This is a genomic window from Luteimonas sp. A649 (assembly GCF_054072735.1).
Genome location: NZ_JBSVRQ010000001.1, coordinates 1,134,935 through 1,148,489, shown reverse-complemented (window position 1 = coordinate 1,148,489; position 13,555 = coordinate 1,134,935). Strand labels below are relative to the sequence as shown.

At 69.5% G+C, this 13,555-nt stretch carries 9 protein-coding genes; 4 read left to right on the top strand and 5 right to left on the bottom strand.

What is annotated here, in order from left to right:
• Positions 1–4 precede the first annotated feature (4 nt).
• Entirely contained in the window at positions 5–889 is an 885-nt protein-coding gene (locus tag ACW5E8_RS05385) for a carbon-nitrogen hydrolase (protein ID WP_456964444.1), read from the top strand.
• Between the two features lie 33 nt (positions 890–922).
• Complete coding sequence (locus ACW5E8_RS05380) at positions 923–2,173, top strand: TraB/GumN family protein (RefSeq protein WP_456964443.1); 1,251 nt, start codon at positions 923–925, stop codon at positions 2,171–2,173.
• 150 nt (positions 2,174–2,323) lie between these two features.
• Here ACW5E8_RS05380 and ACW5E8_RS05375 read toward each other — a convergent pair whose 3' ends face one another.
• Genes ACW5E8_RS05375 through ACW5E8_RS05365 form a run of 3 tightly spaced genes read right to left on the bottom strand, consistent with a single transcriptional unit; the run spans position 2,324 to position 10,031 of the window.
• The gene (locus tag ACW5E8_RS05375; RefSeq protein ID WP_456964442.1) at positions 2,324–5,407 is read right to left on the bottom strand and encodes an efflux RND transporter permease subunit; all 3,084 of its coding nucleotides are present in this window, start codon (positions 5,405–5,407) and stop codon (positions 2,324–2,326) included.
• Positions 5,404–8,886 (bottom strand): efflux RND transporter permease subunit, encoded by a 3,483-nt coding sequence (locus tag ACW5E8_RS05370; RefSeq protein ID WP_456964441.1) that lies wholly within the window; start codon positions 8,884–8,886, stop codon positions 5,404–5,406. Before ACW5E8_RS05370 ends, ACW5E8_RS05375 begins: the two co-directional genes overlap by 4 nt.
• A complete protein-coding gene (locus ACW5E8_RS05365; RefSeq protein WP_456964440.1) occupies positions 8,886–10,031 on the bottom strand; it encodes an efflux RND transporter periplasmic adaptor subunit in 1,146 nt (381 codons plus the stop codon). The genes ACW5E8_RS05370 and ACW5E8_RS05365 overlap by 1 nt, the downstream gene beginning before the upstream one ends.
• A gap of 235 nt (positions 10,032–10,266) precedes the next feature.
• Here ACW5E8_RS05365 and ACW5E8_RS05360 point away from each other — a divergent pair, with 235 nt between their 5' ends.
• Positions 10,267–10,602: a c-type cytochrome gene (locus ACW5E8_RS05360; RefSeq protein ID WP_456965248.1), complete on the top strand. Its 336-nt coding sequence runs from the start codon at positions 10,267–10,269 to the stop codon at positions 10,600–10,602.
• 8 nt (positions 10,603–10,610) lie between these two features.
• Positions 10,611–11,042, top strand: coding sequence for a c-type cytochrome (locus ACW5E8_RS05355; protein WP_456964439.1), 432 nt, complete (start codon positions 10,611–10,613; stop codon positions 11,040–11,042).
• 65 nt (positions 11,043–11,107) lie between these two features.
• Here ACW5E8_RS05355 and ACW5E8_RS05350 read toward each other — a convergent pair whose 3' ends face one another.
• Entirely contained in the window at positions 11,108–12,874 is a 1,767-nt protein-coding gene (locus tag ACW5E8_RS05350; protein ID WP_456964438.1) for a hypothetical protein, read from the bottom strand.
• A gap of 27 nt (positions 12,875–12,901) precedes the next feature.
• Entirely contained in the window at positions 12,902–13,495 is a 594-nt protein-coding gene (locus tag ACW5E8_RS05345) for an NfuA family Fe-S biogenesis protein (protein ID WP_456964437.1), read from the bottom strand.
• Positions 13,496–13,555: the final 60 nt, after the last annotated feature.

The following is a 13,555-nucleotide window of genomic DNA, read 5'->3' as shown; positions in this document are numbered from 1 at the left end:
TGCCATGAAAACCAACACGCTTCCCGTCGCGCTCGTCCAGGAGCGCAACCACGGCGGCGCCGCGGAAAACCTCGAAGTCGTCGAGCAGCGCGTCGCCGAAGCCGCGCGCCAGGGCGCGAAGCTGGTGCTGCTGCAGGAGCTGCACAACGGGCCCTATTTCTGCCAGCACGAGAGCGTCGACGAGTTCGACCTCGCCGAGACCATCCCGGGCCCGAGCACGGAGCGCCTGTCGGCGCTGGCGAAGCAGCATGGCGTGGTGCTGGTCAGCTCGCTGTTCGAAAAGCGCGCCACCGGGCTGTACCACAACACCGCGGTGGTCTTCGATGCCGACGGCTCCACCGCTGGCAAGTACCGGAAGATGCACATCCCGGACGACCCGGGCTTCTACGAGAAGTTCTACTTCACGCCGGGCGACCTGGGCTTCGAGCCGATCGACACCTCGGTCGGTCGCCTGGGCGTGCTCGTGTGCTGGGACCAGTGGTACCCGGAAGCCGCGCGCCTGATGGCGCTCGCCGGCGCGGAGCTGCTGCTCTACCCGACCGCCATCGGCTGGGATCCCGACGACGACCAGGCCGAGAAGCAGCGCCAGCGCGATGCCTGGATCCTCAGCCACCGCGGCCACGCCGTGGCCAACGGGCTGCCGGTACTGTCCTGCAACCGCGTCGGCCACGAAGCCTCGCCGGTCGGCGCTTCGGGGATCGATTTCTGGGGCAACAGCCACGTGCTGGGGCCGCAGGGCGAGTTCATCGCTGAAGCCGGCGGCGACACCACCATCCTCACCTGCGAGGTCGACCTCGGCCGCAGCGAACACGTGCGCCGCATCTGGCCCTTCCTGCGCGACCGTCGCATCGACGCCTACGGCGACCTGCTGCGCCGCTACCGCGACTGACGCCCTGCCCGCCGCCCGACATCCCGGATGCCCATGACCGAGACTCCCGCCCCGCCTGCCGCGGCACCCGACCTTGCCGCAGTGGTGGAGACCGGTTTCGACCTCTCCACCCAGCCGCACGCCATCGTCGAACGCGACGGTGTGCGTTACACGCTTCTGGGCACCGCCCACGTCTCGCGCGCGAGCGTGGACGCCGTGCGCGCGGCGATCGCCACCGGTGATTACGACACCATCGCGGTGGAGCTCGACGAGCAGCGCCTCGCGGCGATGACCGACCCCGCCGCACTCGGGCGTCTGGACCTGGTCAAGGTGCTGCGAGAGGGCAAGACGCCGCTGTTCGCCGCCAACCTGGCGCTTGCCGCCTACCAGCGGCGCCTGGCCGAGCAGATGGGCGTCGAGCCCGGCGCGGAGCTGAAGGCCGCGGCCGCAGACGCCACCACGCGGGGCCTGTCGCTGCAGCTCATCGACCGCGACGTCGGCCTCACCTTCAAGCGCGCGATGCAGCGGCTGGGATGGTGGGGCCGCGCCAAGGTCAGTGCCAGCCTCTTGATGGGGCTGCTGTCGAGCGACGAGGTCGGCGAGGACGAGATCGAGCGGCTCAAGCAGGGCGACGTGCTGGAATCGAGCTTCACCGAGTTCGCCGGCCAGACCCCGGAGCTCTACGAAGCGATCATCAGCGAACGCGATCGCTACATGGCCGCGAAGCTGCGCGAGCTGCCCGAAGGCGCGCGCAACGTGCTGGCGGTTGTCGGCGCCGGGCACCTCAAGGGCCTGGCCGCGCATCTGCGCGAAGACACCGCGGCCCCGGTCGAGGTCCGCGAGTCACTCGAGCGCGTGAAGCCGAAATCGCGGGTGCCATGGATGGAGATCATCATCGGCACGGTGGTGGTGGGCGGCTTCGCCTGGGGCTTCTGGCGTGGCGGCTTCGACGTAGGCGCCGACCTGATGCTGCAGTGGGTGCTGGTGACCGGCGGCCTCGGCGCGCTGGGCTGCGCGATCGCCGGCGGCCATCCGCTGAGCATCCTGTCCGCCTTCGTGGCTTCGCCGTTTACGCCGCTGCACCCGGCGCTGGCCTCGGGCACGGTGAGCGCCGTGGTCGAGGCCGCGCTGCGCAAGCCGACCTACGACGACTTCATGGCCCTGCGCGAGGACGTCAACACCGCGCGCGGCTGGTGGCGCAACCGCGTCGCACGCGTGCTGCTGAACTTTTTCCTGACAAGCCTCGGCACCGCCATCGGCGTGTGGACGGGCGGGCTGAGGATGCTGGGGCAGGTTTTCGCCTGAGGCGCCCTGTGTGGACGCGGTTTTGGGAGCAGCTTTGGGAACTGCGTTGGGAGCAGTTGTGGGAGCGGCTATAGCCGCGATCGCGCCAGCACGGAGCGGCCATCGCGGCTATAGCCGCTCCCACAGCCGGCTTCCATAGCTTCAGGAGCTTCAGGCCGTGGCAACCACCGCCCCGCCCCGCGGCTGCCGCGCCCTGCGCAGCAACCGCGACGTCCCGCCGGCAAGGTCGTCGAGGATCGCGTAGATCGTCGGCAGGAACAGCAGGCTGACCACGGTCGAGAACGCCAGGCCGCCGGCGACCGCGCGCGCCATCGGCGAATACGCCAGGCCACCCAGAACCACCGTCTCGCTCAGCGAGATCGGCACCATCGCCAGGATCGCCGTGCCCATCGTCATCAGGATCGGGCGCAGGCGTTCGCGGCTGCCCTCGACCAAGGCGTCGGTGCGGGTCATGCCGCGACGGCGCAGGTTGTTGATGTGCTCGACCATGACGATGCCGTTGTTCACCACCACGCCCATCAGCACCAGGATGCCGATGAAGGCCATGATGGTGAACGAGGTTCCGGTGAGCCAGAACAGCCAGAACACGCCAAGGATCGAGAACAGCACGCAGCTCATGATCGCCGAGGGGAACAGCAGCGATTCGAACACCGCCGCCATCACCACGTAGATCATCACCAGCGCCAGCACGAAGTTGAACAGCATCTGGTTCATCGCCTGCTGGCCCTCCTCGAAGCCGCTGCCGGAGAAGGTGTGGCCGTAGCCCGCGGGCAGCGACACCGAGTCCAGCACGTCTTCCATTGCCTTGCGTGCGGCTTCCATGGTCGCCTCGCCCTCGAGGTTGGCCTGGACGCCGAGTGCGGTCTGGCGGTCGTGGCGCGAGATCTGCGTCGCGGACGCCGAAACCTCCATGTCGACCATGGCCGACAGCGGCACCTGGCGTCCGTCGGGCGAGCGCACCATGAAGGACGCGACGTTGGCGGGACCGTACTCCTGGGCGCCGCTGAAGCGGACCCAGACCGGGACCTCGCTGTCGCCGCGACGGTACTCGCGCAGCTGGGTGCCACGCAGCGCCATCGACACGAAGGACGAGACCTGTTCGGCGCTGAAACCGAACGCCGCCGCGCGCTCGCGGTCGACCCGGATGGCCAGCTCGTCGGTGCGGTTGCCATCGTCCACGCGGACGTCGCGCAGCTCCGGACGCGCCTCCAGCATTGGCACGACATCCTCGGCGATCTCGCGCAGCACCGCGGCGCTGTCGCCCACGAGCTGCACGCTGACGTTCTGGCCCAGGCCACCACCGCCGCCACCCTGCCCTCCGGGGCTGGACACACCGATTTCGGCGCGCGCCGATTTCGGCAGCGCCTTGCTGATCGCCTCCGAAAGCGGCTTGACGTCGGCAATGCCGTCTTCGAAGGTGATCATCGTCCCGGCGTCGTTGCCCTCGCTGAAATACGAGTAGATCTGCGTGATGCGGAACTCCTTCCGATTCTGCTCCAGGAAGGTCTCCACGCGCTGCACTTCATCGGACATCTGCGGCAGCGTGTAGCCACCATTCCATTTGTAGTACAGCTGGATTTCGCCCTGTTCGCCGCCACCGAACATGTCGAATGTGGTCTGCGTCGCCGGCACCATGCTCGCCAGCACGACCAGGATGATCCCGAACACGCTCCAGCCGCGGTGCGACAGGCTCCAGCGCAGCAGGCGTGCGTAGCGCTCCTGCATGCGACGGATCATGCCGCCCTTCTCCACCAGCGCCGGCGGGGTGCGCATGCGCGCCGACAGCATCGGGATCAGGCTCACCGCCACCAGCCACGAGGCCAGCAGCGAGACCGAGATCGTGATCGCGATCTGGGCCATGAAGATGCTGATGTCGTTGACCTCGCCCAGCAGGTTGGGCAGGAATACGATGCAGTGGCAAAGCGTGCCGGCCGAGAGCGCGATCGCAACATGCTTCGTGCCGTTGAGCGACGCCCGCACCGGATTGCCCGGATCGCGCTCGCGCTCCTGGTAGATGCTTTCCACGACCACCACGGCGTTGTCCACCAGCATGCCCACCGCCAGCAGCAGGCCCATCAGGCTCAGGACGTTCAGAGTCACGCCGAAGAAATGCATGAAGCCCAGCGTCATCACGAAGCAGATCGGGATCGCCAGCGTCACCATCAGCGTGGACGGCCAGTGGCGCAGGAAGAAGAACAGCACCGCGATCGACAGCAGCAGGCCGATCGCGCCGGCTTCGGCAAGCTCGACCAGCGAGCTGGTCACCTCCTCGCCCATGTCATGCATGACCTTGAAGTCGATCCCCTCCAGCCCCGACTCGCCGGCGGCGGCGCGCATCTCGGCCAGCGCCGTGCGCGAGACTTCCACCAGGTTCGCGTCCCGCTCCTTGAAGACCTCAAGGCCCACCGCCTTGCGGCCGTCCAGCCGGCGCGCGTAATCCATGCGCTCGGCCTTCAGATGCACCTCGGCGATGTCGCCCAGGCGCAGGCCGCTGGGGTCGATGACCAGTTCACGCAGCTGGTCGAGCGTCGTGATCTCGCCCTGCGGCTGCACGCGCAGGCGCATGCCGCCATCCTCGATCATCCCCGCCGACACCGAGAAGTTCACGGTGCGCAGGCGCTGGGCCAGTGTGTTCAGGGCCACGCCGTGGGCGTTGAGGCGATCGGGATCGATCGCGATCTCCACCTCGTTCGCCGGTGCGCCATTGATCTCCACCCGCGCCACGCCCGGCACCCGCTCGAGCCTGCGCTTGAGCAGGCGATCGAGCAGGTCGTAGGACGAGGACAGGTCGACGTCGCCGGCCAGGCGTACCCGCAGGATCGCCTGGTCGCCACTGGACCACTTGAACACGAAGTAGCGGCGGAAGTCGTCGGGCAGCTCGTCACGAATCGCATCCAAGCGCTCGCGCGCCTCGGATGCGGTGATCGCGATGTCGCGCTCCCAGTCTCGGAACTCCAGGAATATTCCGGCGCCGTTGGCACTCGCGTTGCCACGCATGCGCTTGATGCCGGTCATCGTGGCCAGCGCTTCCTCGGCCGGGCGCAACAGGTTCCGCTCGACTTCCTCGGGGCTCGAGCCCTCATAGGGCAGCTGCACAAACAGGAACGGCGCCGACACGTCCGGCAGCGCTTCCAGTGGCAAACGGAACGCCGCGATCAGCCCGATCACCACCAGCGAAATGAACAGCATCACCGTGGTGACCGGACGCCGCAGGCTGAACTCGGCGACGCTCATGCCGGCAGGCCCCCACCCTCTCCGTTGCCGTCTTCGCCGGAGGCCAGGCGCGCCCGGCGCCCACGCTCGAGGTAGTACGCGTCACCGCGGCGGTCGAGCAGGTCGTAGACCACCGGGATCACCAGCAGGGTGAGCAGAGTCGATACCAGCAGGCCGCCGATCACCGTGATCGCCATCGGCGAGCGCACTTCCGCACCCTCGCCAAAGGCCAGCGCCAGCGGCATGAAGCCGAACAACGTGGACAGCGTGGTCATCACGATCGGCCGCAGGCGCGAGCGCGCACCTTCGACCAGCGCCTCGCGCTTGGCCAGGCCGGCCTCGCGCAGCTGGTTCACCTTGTCAATCAGGATGATCGCGTTCTTGACCACCAGGCCGACCATCAGGATCAGCCCGATGAACACCACGACCGAGATCGTGTTGCCGGTCGCCAGCAACGCCAGGATCGCGCCCACCATTGCCAACGGGATCGTGAAGAGGATCACGAACGGATGCAGCAGCGATTCGAACTGCGACGCCATCACCAGGTAGACCATGAAAATCGCCAGCGCGAAGGCGAACAGCAGCGACGACAGCGATTCCGCCAGTTCCTCGCCCTGGCCGCCGATGTGCATGCCGATGCCGGCGCCCAGCGGGTTGGCGGCGACCAGCGTGCGCACCTCCTCCACCGCGGCACCGAGGTCGATGTCACGCAGGTTCGCCGACACCACCGCCACGCGCCCGAGATCCGCGCGATGGATCTCGCTCGGGCCGGTGGTGGCGACGACCTCGGCCACCGCGGACAGGCGCACAGGCCGCGCCGAACCCGGGTTCACGATCAGGTCGCGGATCGCGCGCACCGAATCGCGCTCGGACTCGCGGGCGCGCACCAGCACGTCGATCTTGCGGTCGCGGAAGTCGTAGCGCGTGGCCACTTCGCCGCGCACCGAATTCACAACCGCGTCCGCCACCTGGCGGGTGGTCAGGCCCATGGCCCCGGCGCGCTCCTGGTCGAAGACGATACGGATCTCTGGCGCGCCCTGCTCCACCGTCGACTTCACGTCGGCGTAGTGCGGGCTCTTGCGCAGCAGCGCCGCCAGGCGGCTGCCGGCGTTCGCCAGCTCGTCGAGGTCGTGGCCGCGCAGTTCGATCTCCAGCGGACTGGAGAAGCTGAAAAGCGCCGGGCGGCTGAAGTCGACCTGCACGCCGGGCTCGCCCGCCATGGTGCCGCGCAGCCCTTCGGTCAGCCGCGCTTCGACCTCGGCGCTGCCGCCACCCTCCATCACGATCGACAGGCGCCCGATGTTCTCGCCGCTGTCGGTGGGATTCGCATCCAGGCGGGTGCCGGTGCCGCTGACGCCGAACAGCACGGACGTGCCTTCGTCGTCCGCATGCGCCTGCTGCACGCGGCGCATCAGGGCATCGGTCTCGCGCAGCGGCGTGCCGGGCGGCAGCCGCATGGTCATCTCGAAGCGGTCCTGCGCGAGCTGCGGGATCAGGTCGGTGCCCAGCGTCGGCACGATCGCCATGCTCGCGATGAAGGCCGCCGCGGCCACGCCCAGCACCAGGCCGGGACGTGCCAGTGCGCCAGGCAGCAGGCGCAGGTAGCTGCGCTCGGCCCCGTCGTAGGGCGCCATGGCCATGCGGCTCGCCACGCCCATGGGACGTCCCACGACCACTGACAGAAGGCGCCCCGTGCGGATAGCCACCCATGCGACGCCAAAGGCCACCGCCCGGAAGGCCGTGCCGATCCAGCGCGCCACGAACGCGAACGGCCGCTGCCAGGGCGAAGTCGGGCGCCATTCCGGATGCGGTGCCTCTTCGGGGAACGCCATCGGCGCCTCCGACTTCAGCGCGCTCAGCATCGGGATCAGGGTCATCGCCACCACCAGCGAGATGCCCACGGCCAGCGCGATGGTCAGCGCCTGGTCGCGGAACAGCTGGCCGGCGATGCCTTCCACGAACACCAGCGGCAGGAACACCGCGATGATCGTCAGCGTCGAAGCCACCACGGCCATGCTCACTTCACGGGTGCCCGCGATGGCCGCGTCGAGGATCCCCAGTCCGCGCTCGCGCGCCTTGGCGATGCTCTCCAGCACCACGATCGAGTCGTCGACCACCAGCCCGGTGGCCAGCGCCAAGCCGCCCAGCGACATCACGTTGAGGCTGAGCCCCATCTGGTCCATGAAGAAGAAGGTGGTGATGATCGAGACCGGCAGCGACACGCCGATCACGAAGGTGCTCCAGCCGCTGCGCAGGAACAGGAAGATGATCAGGATCGCCAGCGTGCCGCCAATGATGGCGTCGTTGCGCACGTCGGAGATCGCGGCGCGGATGAAGCGTGCCTGGTCGTCCACCACATCAAGGCGCACGGCGTCGGGCAGCTCTTTGCGGATGCGCTGCAGCCGCGCTTCCACCGCCGCGGCGGTGGCGACGGTATTGGCGTCGCCCTCCTTGTAGATCGCGAGCTCCACCGCTTCGCGACCGTCGAGGCGGATGATCGCCTCGCGCTCCTTGTAGCCCTGGCGGACCTCCGCGACGTCGCCCAGGCGCACGGCGCGACCGTCGGCCACCGCGCGATTGGAGGCCGCCGCCGCACTCTGCGCCGACATTGCCGCGGCCAGCACCGAGGCGTCGCCGGACGCGGCCGCAAGGCGCGCGACCTCGTCGGCACCGCCGCCGCCGGAACCGGCCGACTGCGTCGCCACCAGCATGCCGCGGATCTCGTCGACGCTCGCGAACTGATTGACCGTGCGCACCAGGTAGCGCTGCGTGCCCTGCTCCAGGCGGCCGCCCGACAGGTTGATGTTCTCCTCGCGCAGGCGCTGCACCACCGCGTCGACCGACAGGCCGATGCGCGCGAGCGCCTGCAGGTCGAGTTCAACCTGGATTTCGTCCTCGAGTCCGCCGCCGACCTTGACCGCGGCCACGCCCGACACCGGCTCGATCTTCTTCTTCAGGTCGTCGTCGGCGTAGCGGCGCAGCAGGGTGAGCTGGCGGATGGCATCGCCCTCGCCGTCGTCGGCGCTGAGCGCCAGGCGCAGGATCGGCTCGGTGGAGGGGTTGAAGCGCAGGAGCACGGGCGGCTCGACCTCCAGCGGCAGCGCCAGGGTGTCGAGCTTGTCGCGCACCTCCAGGCTGGCCTGGTCCATGTCCGTGCCCCAGGCGAACTCGAGCACCACGTCGCTCTGGCCGGTGCGCGACACCGAGCGCAGCTTGCGCACGCCCTTGACCACACCCAGCGCTTCCTCGACCGGTTCGCTGACCAGGGTCTCGATCTCCTGTGGTGCGGCACCGGTGTACTCGGTGCGCACCGTCAGCGTCGGGTAGCTGATATCGGGCAGCAGGTTGACCTTGAGGTTGCCCAGCGCGATCAGGCCGAACAGCAGCAGGCTGACCGTCACCATCGCCACCGTCACCCGGCGGCGCACCGAGAAGCCGACCAGGCCGTCGGCGCGCAGCGTGCCGTCCACGCCGTCGTGTTCCCTCCCCGGGTCGCTCATCAGGGCGTTCCGTCGGTCGTTTCGTCGCCGGCGGCTTCGGCGTCGGCGCCCGTGTCGGCAACCGCCACCGGTGCGTCGCCGAGCACCTGCACCGTGCTGCCGTCGCGCAGCGCGATCTTGCCCGCGGTCACGACGCGATCGCCTTCCGCGAGCCCGTCACGGACCTCGATGAAGCCGCCATCCACGTAACCGGTGGTGATCGCGGTGCGCACCGCCTTGCCGTCGCGGACCACGAACACCGCCGGCTCGCCATCGTCCTCGAGCAGCGCGCCGCGCGGGATCGCCAGCGCCGCGGCGCGGGTGTCGTAGTCGATGCCGATGCGCGCGAACATGCCCGGCTGCAATGCGCCATCGTGTGGATCGAAGGCGCAGACCACGCGGAAGGTGCCGCTGCCGGCATCGACCACCGGGGCGATGCGGTCGACCACGCCGACGAACTGGCGCCCCGATAACGCATCGACCTGCATGCGGACCGGCAGGCCCTCGCGCAGCGTGGTGAGGTCGCGCTCGGGCACGTTGAGCGTGGCTTCCAGGCGGGAGTTGTCGACGATGCGGATGATCGGCGTGTTGATCTGCACGAAGTTGCCCGGCTTGATCGAACGCGAAGCGACGACGCCGGAGATCGGCGCGGTCACGTTGGTGTACGACAGCTCGAGCTGCGCCAGGCGCCAGGTGGCGCGGGCGTTCTCGAGGTCGTAGCGGAGCTGGTCGTGGTCGCCGACGCTGACCATCTGCTGTTTCACCAGTTCGCTGGCGCGGCGGAAGTTGGCCTCGAGCTTCTTCACCTGCGCATCGACCTGGGCGAGATTGAGCCGCGCGCGATCAGCATCGATCCGCACCAGGACCTGTCCGGCACGCACCACGTCGCCTTCTTCCACGAGCACTTCGAGCGCCACGCCCGACGTCTTGGCCACCACCTGCGCCTCGGCCCGCGCCTCCAGCGATGCGCTGCCGCTGTAGCTCGCGGCCATCGCCCGCGGCTCGGCGGCCACCGCTTCGACGGTGACCGCGGGCGGTGCCTCGTCATCTTTTCCGGCCTCGTCCTGGGCACGGCTGCCACAGCCTGCAAGCACGAACAGGGTGGCCACGATCGCGGCCGCGGTTGCAGCGACGGGACGTCGGGAAAGGCGAGGATTGGAGTGCATGGGAGCGGAGCCAGAATGGTGTGGTAGCAAGGTACATCACCAGTACCGATGATGAATCAGCCGAAGGTCATGCCTGCCAACGGCACGGGAAACAGGTGCGGGCACCGGCGCCCGATGACCCACAGCTTTAACAGGGCTTCGCTCCGTCGCTATACTGCGGCGATGGCCTGCGATGGGGAACAGTCGCCGGCACCAGCCCACTCCCACCAGAAACAGGACGCGGATACCCGACATGATGCGACCGTTGCCGATCGCCGCCTGCCTTGCCCTTGCCTTCGCCGTGCAGGCACCCGCCGCCCTTGCGCAGCAGACCGCCGTCGGCAATGCCGACAGCGGCCGCGGGCTGACCTACACCTGCGTTGGCTGCCATGGCATCGAGGGTTACAAGAACGCCTATCCGCACTACCACGTGCCGAAGATCGGGGGCCAGTCCAGCGAATACCTGGTCAATGCGCTCACCGAGTACCGCAGGGGCACGCGCAAGCATCCCACGATGGAGGTCCAGGCGCAGAGCTTCTCCGACCAGGACATCGCCGACATCGCCGCCTTCCTCTCGGGCCTGACGCAATGAGCCGCTCCATGAAGACGTCCGCACTCAGCCTGGCCGTAGCGCTTGGCGCCAGCCTTGTCCTCGTCGCCTGCGGCGGTTCCGCGCCGGCGGAGCCGGGCTTCGCGCGCGCCACGATCGCGTCCGCCCTGCCCGAAGGCCGCATCGCCGAAGGCGAACTCAAGGCCAACGAAAAGGGTGCCGCCACCGGCCAGTCCTGCGTCGACTGCCACGGCGCGGACGGCAACACGCCGCTCGACCCGAGCTATCCGAAGCTCGGTGGCCAGTACCGCGACTACCTCGCGCAGTCGCTGCAGGGCTATCGCAGCGGCGAGCGTGACCATGCGCTGATGTCGAACCAGGCCCGCGACCTCGACGACCAGCAGATCGCAGACCTCGCCGCGTTTTTCGCTTCGCGGCCGTCCCAGATCCGCGACCTGCACGGCGTGCACAGCATCAACTGAGTCACGCCACGCAAGGCGACACCCCTTCACGAAGCCCGCCTGCGCGGGCTTCGTGCCGTCCGGCCTCAGGATCCGGGCGGACCCAGGCTCTCCTGGTCTTCCTGCAGGTCGCGCTTGAACGGCACCTCCGGTGGCTTGCGCGCAGCCGCAGGCTGTTCCTGCAGGTTGGGATCCACGATGTCGCAGGCACCACCCAGCGCCAGCATCACGGTGACGCAGCGGATCGTCTTGCTCGTACCCGGGATCGGGATCCGCACCTCGGTCACGCTCTTGCGCACCCATTCCTCGAGCAGGCTCTCGTTCGGCATCCAGAAGCGATCGAACGCGGTCGGTTCGTAGTCGTAGGGCGGCCGCTTGAGCCAGGTGCCATGGCGATCGATGTTCTCGAAGTCCTCGGTGATGGTGCCCGGAGGCAGGCCACCGCCCACGCGCCCGCCGTCGGCCAGGCGCGGGCTGCCGTCGGCGTTGAACAGGCCCGATGCGCCCGGCGTGCCTGCCTGGCGTCCGGGCAGGTTGTGCGTCGAGTCACCCCAGTCGTCGGCGGCCCGGGCCGACGGCTGCGCGCCGGGCGGCTGGTCCGGCCGTTGCCCAGCGCCGGGCGCGATGCCCGCGCTGCGCGCGCCACTGCCGGCGTCCGGGCGGCCGCCGGGCGGGACCGCGGGACTGGCCGCAGTGCCCTCGCCGGCCGCCGGGCGCGTGGCGGCCAAGGGTGCCTGCCCGGACGCCGGGGTCCCGGCAGCGGCCGCAGCATCCCGGGGCGCCGCCGCCGGCCTTGCGGACGGCATGGGCACCTCGCGCGTGCGCACGGCCGGCGCCGTCACCACCGCCTCGCGGATGCCGGTGACCGGCACGTTGCGGGACGATTCCACCGAGACATCGGCGACTTCTGACAGTTCGACCCTGCGTTCGGCCACGGCCACGCCCTGCGGCGTGGAATCACGCACCGAGGTTTCCAGTTCGCGCGGCAACGTCGCGGCCCTGACCTGCACGCGCGTCGTCGCTTCGACGTCGATGTCGCGGCGGCGCACGGTGACGTCGGGCGCGGCGGCCTCGGGGGTTTCGACCGTAAGTTCACGCGGCGGCGGCACCACGAAGCGGCTGTCGGGAACATCGACCTCGGTGACCTGCAAATCCTGCGGCGCAGGGACCGACGGCGGCGCGAGCTGCGGCAGCTCGATGGCCAGGGTGCGTTCGGGCAGGGGCGGAGGCAGGACGTCGGTCGTTGCGTCCGGTTGCGCGTCTGCCGGTGACTGCACGGGGTCCGGCGCGGCTTTGGGCACGACCGGCGCAGCGCTCGCGGTCGAAGCCTGCACAGCGGCGGGCGCAGGCGCCTCGGGCGACTCCAGCGGCGCCTCCGGTGCACCGCCGCCGCTCTCGGCCGGCGTGCCCTCGCCGATGTATTCCACCTGCAGCACGTGCTGCTCGCCATCGCGGGCATCCTCGACCGCTCCCGGAAAATGGAAGGTGGTGAACATCAACCACGCCAGCGCGACCACGAACAGCAGGTGCAGCAACAGGCTCGCCGACATCGACGCGATGCGGGTCCAGCGCTCGTCGCGACTGGCCGGCTGCCAGTCCTGTCGCCAGAGGGAAGTGAAGGCCCGCCAGCGGCCCAGCACCTGGACCATGTCCGCCGATACCGCGGACTCGCGCGCAGCGACGACGGCGACGATATCGCTGGCGGCGGCACCGGAGACGTGCCCCGGCCGGGCCGCCATCGCGGCGAACCAGTCGCGCCAGGCGGGCGGGAACTCACCCGGGGGCGGGGGCGGACGCAGCGAGCGCCGCATCCGGCGGCGCAGCGCTTCGATCAGTTCGGCGGAGGTGAACATCCGTCGCAGTCGAAGCGCGTCTGGGGATCAGGCCGACGCGCGCGGGATGTACGGCGCCGCGCCGGTGTCGTGGTCGGTGGCATCGCGCACCGCGGTCACGCCCGGGACCTGTTCGAGCAGGGTCTTCTCGATGCCCTGCTTCAGGGTCACGTCCGCCATGCCGCAGCCGTGGCAGCCGCCGCCGAAGCTCAGCACCACCACGCCCTCGGCGCTGACTTCCTTCACGGACACATGGCCGCCGTGCGAAGCGAGCTGCGGATTGACCACGTGCTCGATCGTCCAGCGGACGCGCTCCACCAGCGACGCTTCGGTGTCCGGCTGCACGCCCTTGATCCGCGGCGCGCGGATCTGCAGCTGGCCGCCGGTGGCAAGCGCGGTGTAGTCGATCTCGGCGCCCTCGAGGAAGGGAACGCTCTCGGCGTCAAGCCACAGAGTGAAGCCTTCGCAATCCACCGCCCACTCGTCGCCATGCAGCTCATCGGGCGCAGCGAACTCCAGGCGCACGTCGGCCTGCGGCGTGCCCGGTCGCATCGCGGCCAGGCGCACGCCCATGCCGGGCACGGCCTCGCGCTCGACCAGCTTGCGGAAATGGGTCTGGGCGGAACTCGAGATCTGGATCATCCGGGTATTCTAGCCGCCCCGCCCCGGTTTGCCGGCAACGGTCGCCGGCTCCGCGCCGCG